This is a genomic window from Blautia sp. AF32-4BH, from assembly GCF_003460565.1.
Taxonomy (GTDB): domain Bacteria; phylum Bacillota; class Clostridia; order Lachnospirales; family Lachnospiraceae; genus Fusicatenibacter; species Fusicatenibacter saccharivorans.
The window spans coordinates 201,369-222,887 of sequence record NZ_QTVL01000007.1 but is presented as its reverse complement, the minus strand read 5'-3'; the positions used below and the strand labels follow the sequence as shown (position 1 = coordinate 222,887).

The window sequence follows — 21,519 nt, the reverse complement described above, 5'->3', positions numbered from 1 at the left end:
AGCATTCGGCTGTTAACCGAAGGGTTGTTGGTTCGAGCCCAACTCGGGGAGTGAATGAGACCTGCAGGGATCCTGCAGGTCTTTTCGTATATTGAGTTGCCCTGTGTGATGTGATACAATAAGGCGTAGCTACTGTAAACGATGAAGGAGAAAAGAAAGATGAATGAAAGTTATACCAGTTTTGCCCAGGTATATGACATGTTCATGGACAACGTGGACTATCCTGCCTGGAGCAAATATCTGATTCAGCTTTTAAAAGAATATCAGGTGGAAGACGGACTGGTGCTCGATCTTGGCTGCGGAACGGGAAACATGACCGAGCTGCTCGCCAAAGAGGGCTACGATATGATCGGCGTGGACAATTCTGAGGATATGCTCGAGATTGCCAGTGAAAAACGCGCCGAGTCCGGCTTAAACATTTTATATCTGCTTCAGGATATGCGGGAATTTGAGCTCTACGGAACCGTGAAGGCGGTTGTGAGCATCTGCGATTCTATCAACTATATTCTGGAGGAAGATGATCTGCGGGAAGTCTTCTCACTCGTCAACAATTATCTGGATCCGAAGGGCATGTTTATTTTTGATTTGAATACCAAGTATAAATATGAACAGATGGGTGAGACTACGATTGCGGAAAACCGCGAAGAGGCAAGCTTCATCTGGGATAATTACTATGACCCGGAGGAAGAGATCAACGAATATGAGCTTGCCATTTTCATCCCGGAGGGAGAAGATTCCGATCTGTACCGTAAATTTGAGGAGGTACATTATCAGAGAGCGTACGATCTTGCGACGATCCGCCGCTTATTGGAAGAGGCAGGCATGGAGTTTGTGACGGCCTACGATGCATTCACAAAGGATGCGCCGAGACCGGAGAGCGAACGTATTTATGTCGTAGCAAGAGAAAAAGGAAAAAGTGAGAAATAGGAGAGAAACATGGATTATATTGTAAGAGCAACAGCGGCAGACGGACAGATTCGTGCGTTTGCAGCGACAACAAGAGAAACCGTAGAGACAGCACGCCAGGATCACAACACGAGCCCGGTTGCAACCGCAGCGCTGGGCCGCCTTCTGACGGCAGGTGCAATGATGGGCGTTATGATGAAGGGAGATAAAGACCTTCTGACCCTGCGCATCCATGCCGGCGGACCGCTGAACGGCATTACCGTAACAGCAGATTCCAAAGGAAATGTAAAAGGTTACGTCGGAAACCCGGACGTCGTGATTCCGGCCAACAAAAAAGGAAAACTTGACGTGGCAGGTGCTGTCGGCGTCGGATTCATGGATGTCATCAAAGACCTGGGACTGAAAGAGCCGTACGTCGGACAGTGCGTTCTGCAGACGAGTGAGATCGCAGAGGATCTGACCTACTATTTTGCAACGAGTGAGCAGGTTCCGTCCAGCGTCGGACTCGGTGTGCTGATGAACAAAGACAATACCGTCCGTCAGGCCGGCGGCTTTATCATTCAGCTGATGCCGTTCTGCGATGAGAAAGTCATTGAAAAACTGGAGCAGCGTCTGGCAGAAGTCAATTCCGTTACCGCATTCCTTGACGAGGGCCTGACTCCGGAGCAGATTCTTGAAAAACTGCTTGGAGACATGGACCTTGTGATCAACGATACCGTGCCGACCCAGTTTTACTGCAACTGCAGCCGTGAGCGTGTATCGAAAGCGCTGATAGCGGTCGGAAGAAAAGAACTGAACGAGATGATTCAGGAAGCAAAACCGGTGGAGCTGAAATGCCATTTCTGCAACAGCGCCTATGAATTTTCTACCGAGGATCTGAAAGAATTATTGCGTAAGAGCAAATAACAGTACTGTTTCAGGCGAAACGGAGGCTGTGAGAGCTTCTGTTTGCAGAAAATCTGTAACAGGGAACCAGATAGTGGAGGAAGAAAGAGATGAAACAGGGATTCGTAAAAGTTGCCGCCGCTTCCTGTGCGGTAGTGGTAGCGGATGTCAGAGAAAATACGAGAGTCATTCTGGAAACGATTCATAAAATGGAGGGCGAGGGAGCAAAGGTGATGGTGCTCCCGGAGCTGGCTCTTACCGGCTACACCTGTAGTGACTTATTCTGGCAGAGTCAGATGATTGATGCGGCGAAAGAAGGATTAAAGGAAATTGCCGATGGCACGAAAGAGACCGATGCGCTGATTTTTGTCGGACTGCCGTGGGAACAGGGCGGAAAGCTGTTCAATGTAGCCGCTGCGCTTTGTCACGGAGAGCTTCTCGGTGTTGTGCCGAAAAAGTATCTGCCGAACTATAATGAATTTTATGAGCTGCGTCATTTTGCGCCGGGAAAAGAAGCGGTGACAACAACGGAATTTTTTGGAAAAGAGGTTCCGTTTGGCATGAATCTGCTCTTCCAGTGTGAAAAAATGCCGCGTCTTAAAGTTGCAGCAGAGCTCTGTGAGGATCTCTGGACTCCAAATCCGCCGAGTGTGGCGCATGCGCTTGCAGGTGCGACAGTGGTCGTAAATCTTTCTGCCAGTGATGAAATGGTTGGAAAAGACAGTTACCGGAGAAGCCTTGTGAGCGCACAGTCGGCGCGTCTGATCTGCGGCTATATATACGCGACAGCAGGCGAGGGCGAGTCGACGACAGATCTTGTCTTTGGCGGACAGCATCTGATTGCTGAAAACGGAACCATTCTTGCCGAGGCAAAACGATTTGAGAATCAGATCATTTGCGCAGATCTCGACGTGGATCGTCTGACAAGTGAGCGCAGAAGGATGACCACGTATCCGGAGCAGAGAACCGATGGATATCAGGTCGTTCGATTTTCATTGGCAATAGAAGAGACAAAGCTGACCCGCTACTTCGATCCGCGACCGTTCGTACCGTCAGACAAGCATAACCGCGATCAGCGATGCGATGAAATTTTAAATATCCAGGCTATGGGACTGAAAAAACGTCTGGCGCATACCCATTGCCAGAGCGCAGTCATCGGTATTTCCGGCGGACTTGATTCGACGCTGGCGCTGCTCGTAACGGCAAGAGCATTTGATCTGCTTGGGATTCCGAGAAAGCAGATTCTGTCTGTGACGATGCCGTGCTTTGGGACGACGGACCGTACGTATCAGAATGCCTGTGAGCTGACAAGATGTCTTGGCGCAACCTTAAAAGAGATCGATATTAAGGAGGCAGTCAATCTTCATTTCCGCGATATCGGACAGAATCCGGAGAAACACGATGTGACGTATGAAAACGGACAGGCGCGTGAGAGAACGCAGATTCTGATGGATCTTGCCAACCAGTCCGGCGGTATGGTTATCGGAACGGGTGATCTTTCCGAGCTGGCACTTGGCTGGGCAACGTACAATGGCGACCATATGTCGATGTATGCCGTCAATGCGTCCGTACCGAAAACCCTGGTGCGCCATCTGGTGCAGTATTATGCGGACACCTGCGGGGAAAAAGCACTTTCCGATATCCTTCTGGATGTGCTCGACACGCCGGTCAGCCCGGAACTGCTGCCGCCGAAAGATGGTGTCATTTCTCAGAAAACAGAAGATCTCGTCGGACCGTACGAGCTTCATGATTTCTTCTTATACTATATGCTGCGTGTGACGTACGAACCGCTCAAGATTTACCGTGTGGCAAAACTTGCATTTGCCGGTGTCTACGATGATGCGACGATCTTAAAATGGCTGAAAACGTTCTACTGGAGATTTTTCGCGCAGCAGTTCAAACGCTCCTGCCTGCCGGATGGCCCGAAGGTCGGAAGCGTTGCGGTATCCCCGCGCGGCGACCTGCGTATGCCGAGTGATGCGTGCGTGAAGCTCTGGAGAGAGGAACTCGACCAGCTGTAAAAAACAAAACAGGAAATACGGAAAGAAACAAAGATAATCCAAATTGGTGCAGGGAATCAAATTTTGAGATGCACGACAGAAAAAAGGCTTCGGAGCAGAAGAATGCTTCGAGGCCTTTTTGCATGGAAAGATCAGGATTCTGCGGAGGAAGGATTTTGAGCCTGTTCGAGCGCCTGATTGATCGCGGAGACGAGCAGTTCGGAGGTGTAGCGGTCGTCCTCTCCGTAGATGAGGCCTTCCGTCGTCTGATTCACATAGATCTGGCTTGCGATGGAATCGAGCGCGGGCTCCATGAGCGGATACATGGCGGCGGTGGTTTCACTTAAGTTATTCAGTGAAATCGCGGTGATGCGGTCCTGCTCAACATTGACCTGCACATCGAAGGTCTGGTCGCCGAGGGAGATCGTGGAGGTGTAGATGCCGGGAATGTAGCGTGCATTTTCGGCGGAAGCAGCAGTGGTGACAGAAGGTTTTTTCGCAGAATCCTTCTTCCCGGAGAACATGATCAGAAACACCACGAGAAGAATCAGCGCGAGAGCAAGAAAAACAGCGGTGTAAACCACTTCTTTCATATGTAGTACAACAATTTTCGTTTTGGAACTCATGGGCGGGCACACTCCTTTTTGAAAAACCGTCTGTGAGCGGACGAGGGCGAACGGACGGGCGTTTTTACTATAATGTATGTAAAAGAAAAATCGTTTATGAAAAAAAGTGTCTGAAAAATCATTTCCGCAAGCTGCAAGTAATCTTTGGACAGTCTTTCTTCTGCCCGAAAATTAGTATATAATGTAATCGGTCACGATAACAAACTTCAGGGAGAGTCGGGAAAAGAGGAGGGGAAAGATGAAAAAAAGAAAAATCAGAAGGACCATGGGCGTTTTTTTTACTACTTTTTTGCTTCTGCAGATTATTTTACTGTTTCTGTACAAAGCGTTTATTGTTGATATTGCTAAAAAAAATGAGGAAAACCTGGTGGAAAATACGCTGCAGATTTATCATAATACGATGGAAGGTGTATTGGAACGCTTGGATGATAACCTGGATCTTTTACTGGGATATCGACTGCTTTTGACACAGCTAAATGGAGAAAATAACCTGGAAAAAGTGAAAGCGCAGTATAAAATGCTTCAGATTCTAAAGGAAAGATGTAAAGACACAAAGGAAGCGGATGCCTATGCGGTTGTTAATTGTAAAGACAACAGTATCCTGATTCAGAGAAATGGAAATATAACATATGATACAATAAAAGATATCAAAAAGTATCTTCAAAAGCGTAATACGTTTGATAAAACTCCTACATCCGGCTGGACTTCTACTGTTATGGGGGCGCAGGTGTATCTGGTAAAATATTATAATTATGGTGCAAATACGATCGCTGTATTGATATCAGAAAAAAGACTGGACTCCTTGTTAAACTATAATGATATGTCCATCAAAGAGGCAGCATTTTATCTTACAGACAAAAAAGGGGAAATTCTGTGCGCTTCAGGAAAAGATTGGGCATATGGAGAAGAAATAGAGAATCTGCAGAAACAGGATCCATCCATCAGTATCTATCAGGGATCTGTTCTGGAAGATGCATATCAGATGTATTACAGTGTAAAATCATCCGAGTATGCCGCATATTCTACCTCCGGTATCGTTATTTTTGGATTTTTAGTACTGTCTTTGCTTTTCTTTGGAACAATTGTCTGGTATATGCAAAAAGAAATCTTCCGGCCGATTGCAGACCTGTTCTGGGTGTCCAGAAAAATTCACAGTGGAGATTTCAGGGCAAGAGCGGAATATAATACAAACAGCTACGAAATGGAAGAAGTAAAACAGGCATATAATGATATGGTACAGACGATTCTTGAAATGAGGGTGCAAAAGTACGAACAGGAACTTCGAATGAAGGATGTGCAGCTGAAGTATATCCATATGCAATTAAAACCACATTATTTCCTGAATGCTTTATCAACCATTAACAGCATGGTTTATCAGCACGAGGAAGAGAATGTCCATACCTTTATTCAGGCATTTTCACAGAACATCCGTTATATGTTTCGAACTGGTCTGCATACCGTTCCGCTGCAGGATGAAATAAAGAATGCCGAGGGATATCTGGAAATGCAGCGACTCATGTACCGGGATTGCTTTTATGTCTATATGGATGTACCGGAAGAACTGCAGCAGTATCCGGTGCCGCAGATGATTCTGCATACATTTTTGGAAAATATATTTAAGCACGTGATCAGTATTGATTCGTTCACTACGGTTCTGATTCAGGCATTGTGGAGCTTCTCGGGGAAGGAAGTTTACTTAAAACTGGAACTATATATATCGCAGGGTCAATTTTCGCAGGAAATACTGGACTTTGTGAATAAAGATATGGAAATAACAGAAAAAAAAGATGGAAGTGGAATTGGAATAAAAAATGTAAAAGAGGTTCTGAAGATGATGTACGAGCAGGATCATCTTCTGTATTTGGAGAATCTGGAACCGGAAGGAACCAAAATAACCATATGGATTCCGAAAACACTGAAATGTACAGATGAGGAGAAAGACGAAGAGAGATGAATTTGCTGATTGTAGATGATGAAATTGTGACAACGCAGGTATTGGAAGAACAGCTGGATCGCGCGTTACTTTCTATTGACCAGATCTATGTGGCCTACAATACTTCTATGGCCAGAGATATTTTGCAAAAAAACAAAGTGGAACTGATTTTATGCGATATTGAAATGCCAAAGGAGAACGGGATTCACTTTCTGGAATGGGTACGAGAACAGAAAATCCAGACAGAGGTTATCTTTCTGACCAGCCATGAAAAATTTGAATATGCCTATGGAGCTGTACAGAATGGTGCGGCAAACTATCTGCTGAAGCCGATTGACATGAATAAAATCAATCAGGCATTGCTTCGTGTGACAGAAAAAATAGCCTGGAAACAAAAAACGGAGGAAATCCGGGAATATTGGAAGATCGGAAAAAGAAAGATGGTGCGATATTTCTGGACAAGAGTATTGCTGGAACCCGGTGTGCAAAAACAGGGACTCGAGGAGGAAATAAAGCAACAGGGGATAGCGGAAGAAATTCAGGAAAAATATTGTGTTGTGATTCTTCATTTTGCCAGTGGCAAACTGGACTTCGGGAAAGAAAAGGAACAGGAATCCATTTATAAATTTGCAATGGAAAATATTCTGGCAGAAGCATTCACAGAAAAAATCAAAATGGAAAATGTGATCTGCTGGGAAGAGAATACGGGGACCTATCTTGGAATTCTGTCGGAATTTTCGGAAAAGGAGACGAAGGAGAGAGCGGCACGGGTCAGAAAGATATTTGAAAAATATTTTCCTGATGCATTGCAGATCGGATACATTTCCCCGAGTGTTCCTTTTTATGAAGCAGGTTTGGAAAAAGAGAAAATAATGGAATATGACAAAACGCATATTTATGACGAAGGGGAAATAAAAGAATTTATGGCATTGCTTCGAGAAAAAGAGGCTTCCGGACATATTCTGGACGAAGATTATATCCTGCAGTGTCTGAACAAGGGTTCCAGGGTAAGTACACTGGAATATTTACAAAAAACGCTGCAGCATGTAAAGCAAACGATGCATTCCGTAGAAGGATTTCGCAATTTTCAAGTGGAACTGACACAGCTTGTAAGCAAATATCTCCATGATAAAAAGGAAAATATGAACAGCGTGATTCGTGATCCGATCTATCTGAAACTGGATATGAATGCTGTTAAATCAGAATTCTCTATGGTGCAGTGGATGACCTGGCTGATGAATAAGGTATTTGATCTGACACAGGAGGAACGGAAGGAAAAAACAGAAAAAAGGATCACAGATCAGGTAATTGATTATATCAGAGAACATTATACGGAAGATATTAACAGAAATACGCTTTCGGAGAGGTTTCATTTTTCGCCGGAATACATTGGAAAAATGTTCCGGAAGGATATCGGAACGTCGTTGAATGATTATATTAATTCCCTGCGCGTGGAAAAAGCGAAACATTTGCTGGAAAACACCAATACAAAGGTGATTGATATTGCGCTGGAAGTCGGATTTGATACTCTTCCGTATTTCTCATCTGTATTTAAAAAATATACGGGAGTTTCACCGGCAGAGTTTCGGAAAAAAGAATAGATATCTTAAAAACGAAAGTTTTTGTACTTTTTTGTGTAAGAACTTTCGTTTTTTTTGCGCTATGATAAGTCTATCAAAAGGAACCGGAAAGAAGAAAGGAGAAACAAATGAAGAAAAAGATTTTGGCGATTTTGATGGCTACCCTGACAGTAGGATCTCTGCTGAGCGGATGTGGTGGAGCACAGAGCAGTGATGCAAACGGAAATCAGGAGAGCAGTAAGCAGGAAAGCAGCGACAGCGAAGAACCGGCAGAGGTTGTATTTGCGTACATGACGCAGAACAATATCCCGGAGTCATCAGAACTGGAAAGAATTCAGAACCTGATCAACGATTATACAGTAGATAAGATCAATACAAAGGTCAAGCTGGTACTGTTTTCCAATTCTGATTATATGAATCAGGTGAATCTGATGCTGGCATCCGGAGAACAGCTGGATTTGTTTCAGGCCTATAATACGTCGCATCTGAAATATATTCAGGATGGAACAGCGCTGGATATTACAGAGTATCTGGACAGTGACCTGAAAGAAACAACAGAAACTCTTTACGATGGTTTTCTGGCACCGACAACGGTAGAGGGAAAAACATATGGAATTCTGAATATGGGTTCCAACTATGTACCGGGTGGATTTACCTATCGTGAAGATATTACCGAGGAACTTGGAATCGATATGAGTCAGGTTACCAAACCGGAAGACTTGACAGCAGTGTTTGCAAAGGTAAAAGAAGCTTATCCGGATATGACAATCATTGATCCAAACAGAGCGAATGCGTTATTTGAAAGCTACCTGGGAAAGATTGCTAAAATTGATCCATTAGGTGACAATATTGCCTCATCCGTTTCCGGTGTGGCTTATCAGGACAATGCAACTGTAGTGGATATGTATGAAACGACAGATTTCAAAGAACTGTGCGAACTGACCAGAAGCTGGTTTGAAGCTGGTTATTATGCAAGTGATGCAGCTACTACAACAGCAACTACTGCAGAATTACTGATGTCCGGCAACTGCTTTGGCACATTCTGTGGCTTGGGTAATCCGAAGATTGCGCAGCAGTATACAAACAACTATGGTCATCCGTTTGAAAATGTACAGATCAGTGATTCGATGATCTGGTCTGGAAACGGCGGAGCATGGATGGTAAATTCCGGCTGTAAAGATCCTTCGGCAGCCTGCAAATTTATGAACCTGCTGTACACGGATGCATATGTAGACAACCTTCTGGTCTATGGAGAAGAAGGGGTGGATTACAAATTGGATGAAAATGGTTGTGCAGTAGCACCGGATGGATATACGGATCTGAACAGTGTAGCCTATACCGATAATATGAACTACTATTTCTGGGGAAATAAATGGCTGACCTATCCGGTTGTAGGCGGTCTGTATGGAGAAGAAAAAGAGACAAACAAGCAGCAGAATTATGATGGAGATCATTCAAACTATTATGGTTTCCTTTACGACTACAGTGATAAAGAAGCAGAATATACCGCATGCCTGAACATTGTAGAAGAGTATAAAAAATCTCTGTGGGTTGGTGCAGCAGATGTAGATACAACACTTGCCGAGATGACAAAACGACTGAAAGCAGCTGGTATGGATGACCTGATTCAGGCAAAGCAGGAGCAGCTGGATGCATGGATGAGTAGCAAATAGGAAAGACTTTAAAAAAGAAAAGGCTGCGGAAATTTACCGCAGCCTTATTTATCAAAAAGGGAGTCGAATTATGACGAAAAGTGAGAAAAAACATGCCAGTAAAAATACATTAGCATTACTGTTGATTGCATTACCGGGTATTACATATCTGATCATTAATAACTATATTCCTATCATTGGAACCTTTATTGCGTTCAAAAAGTTCAGTTATGCAAAAGGAATCTGGGGAAGCCCGTGGTGTGGACTGGATAACTTTAAATTTTTGTTCCTGACAGATGATGCATGGGTCATTACGAGAAACACATTGTTATATAATCTGGCGTTTATCGTGATCGGAACCGTAGTTTCTGTGATTTTTGCAATCCTGCTGCATGAGCTGGGAGAACTGTTACGCGGAAAGTTTTTCCAGTCCGTGCTGTTGTTTCCACACTTACTGTCATGGGTTGTAACGGCGTATCTGGTATACGCGTTATTGGGAAGTACAACCGGTTTTGTGAACAATACAATTTTAGATGCGCTGGGGAAAAAAGGCGTAGACTGGTATACTGCAAAAGCTGCATGGCCGTTTATCCTGGTTATTGTATATCTTTGGAAGAATGCAGGATATAATGCGATCGTTTATATGGCAGGTATTGCAGGCATTGATAAGGAAATTTATGAAGCGGCAAAGATTGATGGCGCTTCTAAATTGAAACAGATTACGGCCATTACACTTCCGCTTCTGAGACCAACCATTGTTATTATGACATTGATGGCGATCGGCCGTGTATTCTATTCTGACTTTGGTTTGTTCTATCAGGTACCAATGAATGCAGGAACCCTGTTTTCTACGACGCAGACGATTGACACGTATGTCTATCGTGGTTTGATGGAACAGGGTAATGTAGGAATGTCTTCGGCAGCAGGTGTATATCAGTCATTGGTTGGTTTTGCACTGGTCATGATTGCAAACTTTATTGTACGGAAAAAAGATCCGGAAAACGCATTGTTCTAGGAGGCAGGATATGAAAAAGACAGTCAGCGATGAAAAACGATTTATTGCAATAGCAACAGTTATTTTAGTGGTAATCAGTATTGTGGCGTTGTTTCCGATGATTCTTCTGGTGGTTGCGTCCTTTACCGATGAAAATGAACTGATTACAAACGGATATCAGATTTTGCCGAAGAAACTCAGCCTGGAAGCATATACCTACATGGTAAAACAGGCAGCAACAATCGTAAGATCGTATCTTGTTACGATTGGAACAACCGTTGTCGGAACCGGATTAAGCGTATTACTGACGACTTCGATCGCATATCCGATGGCACGAAAAACATTCAAATATAGAAACGCATTATCCTTTTTTGTATATTTTACCATGCTGTTTAATGGAGGACTGGTGCCACAGTATATTATGTGGACAACATTTTTCCATATTAAAGATACGTATGCAGCACTGATTTTTCCGAATCTTCTGATGACAGCATTCAATATTTTCCTGGTAAGAAACTATTACAGCAACAGCCTGCCGGAAGCATTATATGAAGCTGCACAGCTGGACGGAGCGTCAGAGCTTGGAATTTTCACCAAAATTGTATTTCCGTTGTCGAAGCCGGTAGTTGCCACCATTGGACTGTTTACAGGTCTTTCCTACTGGAACAGCTGGACCAATGCTTTATATTACGTACAGGATCCAAAATATTTTGGTATTCAGAATCTTCTGATGCGTATCATGAAAAACATTGAATATCTGCGAAGCGGAGCATCAGAGCTGGCGGCCGAAGGACAGGCAGTTTCGCTTCCGGGAAACTCCATCCGAATGGCACTGGCATTTGTCGGAATTTTACCAATCATTATTATTTACCCGATGCTTCAGAAATATTTTATCAAAGGTGTGGTTGTCGGCGCTGTAAAAGGCTGACAGAAAGGAGAAACAGATGGCAGCATATGTACATTGCAATTTTCACTCCTGTATCCTGCGGATGCAGGTAGATGTTTCGATTCTGCTTCCGGAAAAAGAGCGAATGGAAGATGTAGAGCAGGGAAAAAAGGGAGAGACTTTCGGGAAAAACAAAAAATATCAGACCCTGTATCTGCTGCATGGATTTACAGGAGACCATCTTTCGTATCTGAGGACCTCCAAGATTGAGCGTTATGCAGATGAGCATCAGATTATGGTGGTTATGCCAAGCGTATATAACAGCGCCTATACGGATATGAAATACGGACTGGATTATTTTTCTTATCTGACAGAAGAACTGACAGATTTTGTGGAGAGAAATTTCCCGGCAGCAACAAAGCGGGAAAACCGTTTTATTGCAGGAATGTCGATGGGAGGTTACGGTGCCTATAAATGGGGACTTACCTGTCCGGAAAAATTTGCGGCAATCGGAGGCGTTGCGGGATCTTATCATGCAGAATATCGTTATCAGGGAAAGGTAAATACGGTATCCACTCTTTGTGAAGCGTTATATGGCGATCCGCCTGCAATTACACCGGAGGTTCATGATGTTTTTACACTGTTGAAAAACCGGAAAGAAGAAGGAAGAGATATTCCAAGATTGTATACCTGCTGTGGTACAGAGGACAGACGACATCAGGATTCGGTAGATCTGAAGGAGTTTGCGGATCAGCTGGGCGTTCCGCTGTTGTTTGAAGAGGGTCCGGGAAGGCATGATGATATTTTCTTTGATGAGTATATTCAGAAGATTCTGGACTGGATGAACTTTGCGGGAAAATCAGTAGAAGAGTAAAATCTGCAGAGTATAAAGTGGGGCTTGCAGATTGCAGAGATGATTTTTCAAACACGCGCTAAGCGAAAACACTACAAAATATGGAGTTATTTAGGAGATAAAAATCTATATTTGTAGAAATTTTTCTTAGTGCGGCAGCCCCACGGGAAATACAGGGAGAAGAGGAAAATGGAGATAGAAAAAGCAGCTGTAGCCGGAACACTGGAATCCAGCGATTGTATGGTTACGGTAGAAGATGGGGATGGCAACATAGATCTGGTACTGGAAAGTACAGTGATTCATCAGTATGGAAATCAGATCCGTCATGTGGTTCTGGATACTCTGGAAAATCTGGGAGTTCAGAACGTAAAAATTAAGATTGTAGATAAAGGAGCTCTGGACTGCACCATCCGTGCAAGGGTGGAAGCTGCGGTATACCGTTCCGCCGGGCAGTCGGAGCAGCTGCCATGGGGAGGTGCGATCCGATGAGAGACGCAAAAAAACGATTACGTCGTACCATGATGTTTTTAAACGCACAGAAGCCGGGACTGATTAAAGATCCCTATATTTATGGAGCAGATTCTCTGATGTTGGATCTGGAAGATGCAGTGGCAGAAAATCAGAAGGACGCGGCCAGATTTTCCCTGTTTCATGCACTTCGCACGATTGATTATCATGGAGCGGAACGGATTGTACGTATCAATGGCCTGGACACACCTTTCTGGAAGGAAGATATCCGTTGCGCAGTAGCCGGTGGATGTGATGGCATCCGGATTCCGAAGACAGAGACAGCACAAGATGTAAAGATAGTGGAGCAGCAAATTTTAAAGGCAGAGAATGAGTTTGGCAGACCGGAGAACAGTACCTTAATTATGGCAGCGATAGAATCGGCAAGAGGTGTGGTGAAGGCGTTAGAAATTTGCGAGGCTTCGAAAAGGTTGTTTGGTATCGCACTGTCCGGTGGAGATTACACGAAAGATCTGCATACCCACATCACGGGAACCGGAATAGAACTGATGGGAGCAAGACAGCAGCTTGTCATCGCTGCACGGGCAGCAGGTGTACAGTGTTTTGATACCGTCTATACAGATTTGGAAAACGAAGAGGGCTTTCGGGAAGACGTCAATACGATTCACCTGATGGGCTTTGATGGGAAATCGATTATCAATCCAAGACAGATTCGTATTGTACATGAAATTTTTACGCCGAAAGAAAAAGAGATTATTTTTGCGGAAAAAGTAGTCCGTGAGATTGACAGCAAAAAGGCACAGGGAATCGGTGTGTTTACTGTAGACGGAAAGATGATTGATATTGCGTTTTATGATGGTGCAAAGCGAATCATCGAACTGGCCAAGGCTTCCGGTGTGTACGAGGGGGAACTGTAAAATGAAAAATGCAGTAGGGAGAGAAATTCCCGAGGAAATATTGAAGATAACAGGAAAAGAAGTATTTCACGGAGTGCATTATTATGATGGTTATGAATATCAGAAAGATGGTCCGAAAACCCGCTGCGTGGTGAATTCCGATGGCAGCAAACTGGTGAAAACAATTCATGAGGCACTGGTGAAATGCGAAATCCGGGATGGCATGACAATTGGATTTCATCATCATTTCCGGGATGGTGATCTGGTTGTAAATATGGTGATGGAAGAAATCCATAAAATGGGTATTAAAAATATTACCATTTGTGCCAGCTCTCTTGGGAAAGCGCATGCAGGACTGGTGCCGTACATGGAAGATGGAACGATTACGGGAATCCAGTCTTCCGGTGTGCGCGGTGAGATTGGAAAGGCGATTTCTGAGGGAAAACTGAAAGGGCTTGCAGTGATGCGCTCTCACGGCGGCAGAGTTCGGGCAATCGAAACAGGAGAAGTACACCTGGATATTGCATTTATCGGAGCACCGACGTGTGATGATTATGGAAACTGTCGTGGTATCGGTGGAAAGGCGGACTGCGGAGTGTTGTCCTATGCGATGGTAGATGCTGATTACGCAGACAGAGTCGTAGCAATTACGGACTGTCTGGTTCCGTTTCCTAATTTCCCGGCGCATATTTCCATGACAAAAGTAGACTATGTAGTAGTGGTAGATGCAATTGGAGATCCTAAGAAAATTGCAACAGGTGCAGCAAAACCGACGAAAGATATGAGAAAACTGATGATGGCGGATTACTGTACACGATTTGTAACGTCTACCCCGTACTTTAAAGATGGATTTTCCTATCAGACAGGTGTGGGAGGCGCGTCTATCGCTTCCACCATTTCGCTGGCAAAAATCATGAAGGAACGTGGAATCCGTATGCGTTTCGGTGTCGGAGGTCTGACAAAACCGATGTGTGATCTTCTGGATAACAATCAGGTTGATGTACTTCTGGATACGCAGGATTTTGATCTGGATGCGGTAGAATCAGTAAAAGATATCAGGCATTTCAGAATCAGTGCCGGTGAATATGCAGACCCTTTTAACAAGGGCGCAGTAGTCAACAAACTGGACTTTGTGATTCTGGCAGCACTGGAAGTTGATGTAAATTTCAATTGCAATGTTGTAGTAGGTTCCGATGGCGTTATAACAGGCGCGCAGGGAGGTCATCCGGATACGGCGGCAGGTGCAAAATGCACCATTGTACTGACTCCTTTATTACAGGGAAGAATTCCGGCAATCTGTACGGAAGTAACAACAGTGACAACACCGGGAGAATCTGTAGATGTAGTCATCACGGAATATGGAGTTGCAGTTAACCCACTGCGAAAAGATCTGCTGGAAGCGGTAAAAAACAGTGGACTTCCGCTGAAAACGATAGAAGAACTTCGGGATTTGGCTTACCGGATTGCAGGAGAACCGGAGAAAGTAGAATTTGGCGAACGTGTTGTAGGAATTATTGAAAGCAGAGATGGAACCATCATGGATGTAGTTCGTCAGATTAAACCATTCCGATTTAAAGAGGAAAAGAATATACTCCCGGAGCCAGTACATAAATAAGAGAAGGGAGGGCAGGCAGTGAGTGACTATATGGAAGAAACAGGGGATCCTTTTACCGGGAAAAAGAAAGAGGAACTCAAAAAATTTCTGGAATACATGGGACTTACTTATGATGAGCAGATTACACATTCCATCGTATTGCGAAAAGAGAAAGAAATCATAGCAACTGCTTCCTGCCAGAAAAATATCATAAAATGTGTTGCGGTATCAGAAGCGTATCAAGGACAGAATCTGCTGGCACATCTTATGACATCTCTGATTGAATATTTTTATGGAATGGGAATTTCTCATTTTTTCGGATTTACCAAGCCTCAGAACAAAGAACTGTTTTGTAGTATGGGAATGTATCCGGTGGCACAGACAGAAAAAATTCTTCTTCTGGAAAATGACAAAAACGGACTTGAAAAATTCCTGAAACGATTAAAAAAAGAAACACAGGAACAGCAGAAATGCAAAGTGGAAAACAGACATGAAAACGGTATCGGTGCAGTGGTTATGAATTGTAATCCCTTTACCAGAGGACATGAATACCTGATCCGGGAGGCAGCAAAAAAAAACAAATGGCTGCACATTTTTATCCTCTCAGAAGAACAGAGCTTTCTGACAACGAGAGAACGGTATCAGTTGGTAAAAGAAGGAATACAGGAAATTCCAAATGTGATTCTTCACCAGACCTCAGAATACATGATTTCGCCGGCTGTGTTTCCGACATACTTTATCAAAGAAAAAGCGAAAGCCTATGAGATGAATTGCCAGTTGGATATTCAGCTGTTTGGAGAGTGCATTGCACCGGAGCTTAAAATTACAGATCGCTATGTGGGCAGTGAACCGGTCTGCGATGTGACACATACCTATAACCAGTGCTTACGGGAGCAGCTGCCGTGCTATCAGATCCGCTTTCATGAAATTCCCAGAAAAACATATGGAGACCAGATCATCAGTGCATCTGAGGTCAGAAAAAAATATGCGGAAAATCAATTAAAAAGCGTCTGCGGAATGCTTCCGGAAAGTACCTGGCGCTATCTGGAAAGGAAAAAGAATGAAAACGGAAAATAAAGTTTCCTTAGAGCAGGTATTGTGGAGCCGAGAAAAAAGGGTGGCAACGCAGAAAGAGCTTCTTGAAAAATATCCGGGTACGTTAATCTGCTTTATGCTCAATATTCCGGGTACGGAAAAGGTAAATAAACTTTTCGAAAAGGTCTTTTATGAAGGACTGGAAAAGATACAGAATAAGCTGGAAACGGAAAAAATTTCGACGGAAGTCCGGCTGGTACAAGAAAACATAACCGGATATGAGGGATATTTGGTTGTGAAAGCAGACGGCTGCCGGGTGAAAAAGCTTATGATTGCTTTGGAAGAGACGAAGATTGGGAGACTGTATGATATTGATGTATTGGAAAAAGAAAATACGAAAATCAGCAGAAATGATCTTGGATTTCCGGAAAGAAAATGTCTGTTATGCGACAACCCGGCCTGTCAGTGTGGCAGAAGCAGAAAACATTCGATCGAAGAATTGAGAAAAAAGATCTATGATATCATATGGGAAGAGCAGCTACAAAGAGGCGTAGCCGCTGAGATCAGTCAGGCCCTGATGGAAGAAGTGTATACGACACCAAAACCAGGCTTAGTAGACCGGGAGGATACCGGTGCACATACAGATATGGACTGTCAGACATTTCAAAAGAGTACAGAGGCGATCGCCGAAGATCTGGCGGCAATGTTTGAAGCAGGGTATTCCTGGGAGGCAGATCCGGAGACGCTGTTTCCGCTTCTCAGAGAAAGAGGAAAAAAGACGGAAGAAAAAATGTTTGCTGCAACCGGAGGAGTCAATACGCATAAAGGAATCATTTTTACGATTGGCATTCTAGCAGCTGCGGCCGGAATTTCCCTGAGAAATTACGGAAAAATCGAGTCAGAGAGTGTTTGCCGAATCAGTCTGGAAATGACAAAAAAAGAGCTGGAACAAGATCTGAGAAAGTTAAAACAAAGTTCGGGGATCACGCATGGAGAAAAAATTTACTGCCATCTGGGCGAAAAAGGTGTCCGGGGACTGGCAATGACCGGATATCCGATTCTGTGTGAACTTACGGTTCCTCATATGAAGCAGTATATAGCAAATAACAGGGACAAAAATCAGATCAATGTACAGATTCTTCTTGAAATTATAGCAGAGCTTACAGACACAAATGTCATCAGCAGAACCAGTGAGAAAGAAATGCGATGGCTGCAAACGGAAGCAAAGGCAATTCTTAAGGCAGGTGGTGCTTTTAGTGAGAATGGTTTGCAAAAAGTGCGGGAACTGAATCAGATTTGTATCCGGAAAAATATGAGTCCGGGCGGAGCTGCGGATTTACTTGCAGCAACGATTTTTTTGTGCCGCATGGAAACACTGATGGAACGACGGAAAGGTATTTTACAATAAAAAGAAATTAAAAAGAAACGGCCGCTTTCAATACGGAATATTTCGTTATTGAGAGCGGCTTTTCCTATAACAGCCTTCACTCGGACAAAATCTCCCACAAAGTGGAATTCACAGCTTACGAATATCCGCTTGACACACACTCTGGTGCGGTAATGTTTAGGGAAGGAAGAGTTACAATTTGCCCGGCGTTTGATTGCATCGAAAAAAAGAGTCTGTTATACTTAGCTATGTCTATTTTAGGAACGGAAACGGGGCAGAACAGGAGGAAAAAAGCATGAGTCTGCAGTTTATTATGGGAAATTCGGGGGCTGGGAAATCGAGGTATGCGTATGAAAAAATTCTGGCGGAAGCGGCGCGCCACCCGGAGAAAAATTATCTGATTGTCGTGCCGGAGCAGTTTACAATGCAGACACAGAAAGAACTCGTGTCTCTGCATCCGGCGGGCGGAATTTTAAATATTGATATTTTAAGTTTTCAACGTCTGGCCTACCGTATTTTTGAGGAGACCGGCGGAAGCCTGTATCCGGTGCTTGAAGAGACGGGAAAAAGCCTCGTGGTGAAGCGCGTTGCGCAGGAAAAGAAAAAGGAGCTGACAATTCTTGGCAGCACGTTAAAAAGAACCGGTGCGGTTTCGCAGATGAAATCGCTGATTTCCGAGCTGAAGCAGTATCAGATTGCGCCGTCCGAGCTTGATACGTGGGCGGAAGAGACGGGAGAGAAAAAGCTGCTGGCGGCAAAGCTGAAGGACACCGGTGTGATCTACCGTGCGTTTGAGGAATATCTGGAAAACCGTTACGTGACGGCGGAGGATGTGCTGGAAGTTCTGGCGGGAAAGCTGGAAGAATCGGAGCTGATTAAAAACAGTGAGGTACTGGTGGATGGGTTTACCGGATTTACGCCGGTGCAGATCGGTGTGCTTGGAAAGCTGTTCCGGCTCTGTGCGAAGGTTTATGTGACGATTATTATGGATGAGCGGGAGGACCCGTATAAAAAGGCGATTCCGCATCAGCTTTTTGCGATGAGCCGCCAGCTTGTCCAGCAGCTCATGAAAGCGGCAGATGAAGCAGGGTGCCCGGTGGAGCCGGAAATCTGGGTCAGACGCTCGGGACATGGCCGTTTTCAGCCGGGAAGCACGATGGATCAGCTGGAGCAGAGACTGTTCCGGTATGGGAAGAGAGGATTTTCCGGAAATGGAATAGAAAAAAGACCGGAATCAGGAACGGAAGCAAAGACGGGAAATCCGGCAGCAGGACACGAGGCGAACCAGCAGGGAATCTATATCAGCGTAGCGCCGAATCCGCGTGCCGAGCTGGAAGAGACGGTGCGTCTGATCCGCCGCATGGTGCGCGAGGAGGGCATGCGCTACCAGGATTTCGCCGTTCTGACCGGAGATCTCTCCGTTTACGGTACGTATGCGCGGGAAATCTTTGAAAAATGCGGTGTTCCGTACTTCGTTGATGAAAAACATTCCGTCCTGATGAACCCGTTCGTCGAATTTCTGCGCGCGGCGATTGAGATGGTCGTGCAGAGCTTTTCCTACGAGAGTGTCTTCCGCTATCTGCGCTGCGGTCTTTCGAGTCTGAACCGTGAGGAGACAGATGCGATGGAAAACTATGTCCTGGCACTTGGCATCCGTGGGCTGAAAGCGTATGGGGAGACGTGGACGAGGGGTTACCGCGGCATCAAGCCGGATGAAGTGCCGCAGCGCAATCTTCTGCGGGAGAAGTTCTATGCCGAAGTGCAGCCGTTTGCGGAGCAGATGAAAAAGAAAGATGCCACTGTGCGGGAGCGGACCGAGGCGCTGTATGCACTGGCAGTGCAGAATCAGATGCAGCAAAAGCTCGAGGAGCGGCGGCAGCAGTTTGAGCAGCAGGGACAGGAGGCGTTCGCAAAAGAATACAGCCAGATTTACGGCATTGTCATGGAGCTGCTGGACAAAATTGTCGAGGTGCTGGGCGATGAGAAGATGACGCTGGCAGAGTATCAGGAAATTCTGGAAGCGGGATTTGCGGAGGCATCTGTCGGTATTATTCCGCCGACGGCGGACCAGGTACTGATCGGTGATAATGAACGGTCGCGTCTGAAGGACATCCGCGTGCTGTTTTTCGTCGGCGTGAATGACGGGCTGATTCCGCGCCACGACGCGGGCGGCGGCATTCTCTCGGAATATGACCGCGAGGAGCTGGAACGGGCGGATGCGAAGCTGTCCCCGACGGCGCGGGAGACGATGTATCAGCAGAAATTCCATCTCTACCGAAATCTGACAAAACCGTCGGAGCGGCTGTACCTTTCCTTTGCGAAAGCGGGCGCGTCCGGCGAGGCGCAGAATCCGTCGTATCTGATCAACGAAATACGAAAACTCTTCCCGGAGATTCCAGTGCGGGATATTGAAAAAGAGGAAAAACCGGAGGAAAAACTGGAAATGCCGCGTTCCGGCGAGGCACTGTTTCTGGAGGAGCTTGGCAGAGCGGCGGAGGGAGAGATCGATCCGCTGTTTGAGGAGCTTTACCGCTGGTATGCGGCGCACCCGGAGGCTGGAATTCCGGCGGAGACGTATCGAAAAGCGGCGTTTCTGCGGTGTGCGGACGGCGTAATCGGAAGGAGTGCGGCATCGGCACTGTACGGAGATACGTTAAAAAACAGTGCAACGCGGCTGGAAAAGTATGCGGCGTGTGCGTTTGCCCACTTTATGGAGTTCGGCCTTCAGATCCGCGAGCGGGATCAGTATGAGCTGAAAGCGGCGGATATGGGAACGGTCATGCATGAGGCGCTTGAGAAGTTTTCGAAAAAACTGCAGGAGAACGGTGAGACCTGGAAGACGGTGACCGATGACACGCGTGACCGTCTGATTGAGGAGTGTGTCGAGGAGACGATGGCGGACTATGGAAACACAATTTTTCAGAGTTCAAGCCGGAATCAGTACCGCATTATCCGCGTGAAGCGGATCCTGAAACGAACTGTCTGGGCACTGCAGCAGCAGATCCGGCAGGGAGAATTTGAGCCAGGGGAATTCGAGGTTTCGTTCTCGATGGAGGACTCGCTGTCGGCGATCAACATCGATCTGTCGGAGCATGAGAAAATGCGTCTGCGCGGACGGATTGACCGCGTGGATCTCTGCGAGACGGACGATAAGGTCTATGTGAAAATTATCGATTACAAGACGGGAAATACGTCGCTCGACCTGGTGGCGCTCTATTATGGACTGCAGCTGCAGCTTGCTGTTTATCTCGATGCGGCGGTGGAACTGGAGCAGAAAAAGCATCCCGGCAAGCAGGTGGAGCCGGCGGGCGTGTTCTATTATCATATTGATGATCCGATGCTCGATCAGGAGGAGGATGAGACCGACGAGGCGTGGGGCCGGCGGATGCTGAAAGCGCTGCGGATGGACGGTCTTGTGAATGCGGACCGGAAAGTTGTGGAGCTTCTCGACCGCGTGCTTGAGGACGGAACGACATCCGATGTGATTCCGGTTGGAAAGAAGAAGGATGGAAGTTATACGAGCTATTCGAAAGTAGCATCGCCGGAGCAGTTTGATGTGATCCGTACGTACACCAGAAAGAAGGTGCGTGAGATCGGCGAGGGCATTTTTTCGGGCAATGTAAAAATTTCCCCGTATCAGCGGGACGGTGCGACGGCGTGTGCGTACTGTGAATATCAGGGAATCTGCGGTTTTGACCAGAAAATTCAGGGATACGAGTACCGCAAACTGAAGGGCATGGACACGGAACTGCTGATGAAGGCGATGCAGGAGATAACACAAAGTGATCAAAAGGAGTGACTGCCTTCCGGAAAGAAAAGAGAAA

General features: G+C 45.6%; 17 protein-coding genes. 16 read left to right on the top strand and 1 reads right to left on the bottom strand.

Annotated features, from left to right (window positions below):
- Positions 1–159 precede the first annotated feature (159 nt).
- From DWZ44_RS10995 to DWZ44_RS10985, 3 genes are all read left to right on the top strand, one after another.
- Positions 160–927: a class I SAM-dependent DNA methyltransferase gene (locus DWZ44_RS10995; RefSeq protein WP_022462420.1), complete on the top strand. Its 768-nt coding sequence runs from the start codon at positions 160–162 to the stop codon at positions 925–927.
- Between the two features lie 9 nt (positions 928–936).
- Positions 937–1,812: an Hsp33 family molecular chaperone HslO gene (gene hslO / locus DWZ44_RS10990; RefSeq protein ID WP_022462421.1), complete on the top strand. Its 876-nt coding sequence runs from the start codon at positions 937–939 to the stop codon at positions 1,810–1,812.
- 89 nt (positions 1,813–1,901) lie between these two features.
- The gene (locus DWZ44_RS10985; protein ID WP_117804862.1) at positions 1,902–3,812 is read left to right on the top strand and encodes an NAD(+) synthase; all 1,911 of its coding nucleotides are present in this window, start codon (positions 1,902–1,904) and stop codon (positions 3,810–3,812) included.
- Positions 3,813–3,943: 131 nt separating this feature from the next.
- Here DWZ44_RS10985 and DWZ44_RS10980 read toward each other — a convergent pair whose 3' ends face one another.
- Entirely contained in the window at positions 3,944–4,417 is a 474-nt protein-coding gene (locus DWZ44_RS10980; RefSeq protein WP_022462423.1) for a hypothetical protein, read from the bottom strand.
- 238 nt (positions 4,418–4,655) lie between these two features.
- Here DWZ44_RS10980 and DWZ44_RS10975 point away from each other — a divergent pair, with 238 nt between their 5' ends.
- The 13 genes from DWZ44_RS10975 to DWZ44_RS10920 all read left to right on the top strand — a co-directional run bounded on the left by DWZ44_RS10975 (position 4,656) and on the right by DWZ44_RS10920 (position 21,494).
- Positions 4,656–6,371 carry a sensor histidine kinase gene (locus DWZ44_RS10975; RefSeq protein WP_022462676.1) on the top strand — a complete coding sequence of 572 codons (1,716 nt, stop codon included), beginning with the start codon at positions 4,656–4,658 and terminating at the stop codon, positions 6,369–6,371.
- A complete protein-coding gene (locus DWZ44_RS10970) occupies positions 6,368–7,951 on the top strand; it encodes a response regulator transcription factor (protein WP_117804861.1) in 1,584 nt (527 codons plus the stop codon). Before DWZ44_RS10975 ends, DWZ44_RS10970 begins: the two co-directional genes overlap by 4 nt.
- 107 nt (positions 7,952–8,058) lie before the next feature.
- Positions 8,059–9,603, top strand: a complete 1,545-nt coding sequence (locus tag DWZ44_RS10965) for an ABC transporter substrate-binding protein (protein WP_117804860.1) — start codon at positions 8,059–8,061, stop codon at positions 9,601–9,603.
- 70 nt (positions 9,604–9,673) lie between these two features.
- The gene (locus tag DWZ44_RS10960) at positions 9,674–10,597 is read left to right on the top strand and encodes an ABC transporter permease (RefSeq protein WP_022462679.1); all 924 of its coding nucleotides are present in this window, start codon (positions 9,674–9,676) and stop codon (positions 10,595–10,597) included.
- Between the two features lie 10 nt (positions 10,598–10,607).
- Positions 10,608–11,504 (top strand): carbohydrate ABC transporter permease, encoded by an 897-nt coding sequence (locus DWZ44_RS10955; RefSeq protein ID WP_022462680.1) that lies wholly within the window; start codon positions 10,608–10,610, stop codon positions 11,502–11,504.
- A 16-nt stretch (positions 11,505–11,520) separates the two neighbouring features.
- Entirely contained in the window at positions 11,521–12,336 is an 816-nt protein-coding gene (locus tag DWZ44_RS10950; protein ID WP_117804859.1) for an alpha/beta hydrolase, read from the top strand.
- Between the two features lie 3 nt (positions 12,337–12,339).
- Positions 12,340–12,453, top strand: a complete 114-nt coding sequence (locus tag DWZ44_RS19540; RefSeq protein WP_369123059.1) for a DUF6783 domain-containing protein — start codon at positions 12,340–12,342, stop codon at positions 12,451–12,453.
- Positions 12,454–12,504: 51 nt separating this feature from the next.
- Positions 12,505–12,804, top strand: coding sequence for a citrate lyase acyl carrier protein (citD, locus tag DWZ44_RS10945; RefSeq protein WP_117804858.1), 300 nt, complete (start codon positions 12,505–12,507; stop codon positions 12,802–12,804).
- Positions 12,801–13,700: an aldolase/citrate lyase family protein gene (locus DWZ44_RS10940; protein WP_117804857.1), complete on the top strand. Its 900-nt coding sequence runs from the start codon at positions 12,801–12,803 to the stop codon at positions 13,698–13,700. Before citD ends, DWZ44_RS10940 begins: the two co-directional genes overlap by 4 nt.
- A 1-nt stretch (position 13,701) precedes the next feature.
- A complete protein-coding gene (citF, locus tag DWZ44_RS10935; protein ID WP_117804856.1) occupies positions 13,702–15,294 on the top strand; it encodes a citrate lyase subunit alpha in 1,593 nt (530 codons plus the stop codon).
- Between the two features lie 18 nt (positions 15,295–15,312).
- The gene (gene citC / locus DWZ44_RS10930; RefSeq protein WP_117804855.1) at positions 15,313–16,350 is read left to right on the top strand and encodes a [citrate (pro-3S)-lyase] ligase; all 1,038 of its coding nucleotides are present in this window, start codon (positions 15,313–15,315) and stop codon (positions 16,348–16,350) included.
- Positions 16,334–17,716 (top strand): triphosphoribosyl-dephospho-CoA synthase CitG, encoded by a 1,383-nt coding sequence (gene citG, locus DWZ44_RS10925; protein ID WP_117804854.1) that lies wholly within the window; start codon positions 16,334–16,336, stop codon positions 17,714–17,716. The genes citC and citG overlap by 17 nt, the downstream gene beginning before the upstream one ends.
- A gap of 274 nt (positions 17,717–17,990) precedes the next feature.
- Positions 17,991–21,494, top strand: a complete 3,504-nt coding sequence (locus DWZ44_RS10920) for a PD-(D/E)XK nuclease family protein (protein ID WP_117804853.1) — start codon at positions 17,991–17,993, stop codon at positions 21,492–21,494.
- The last annotated feature ends 25 nt before the right edge of the window (positions 21,495–21,519 follow it).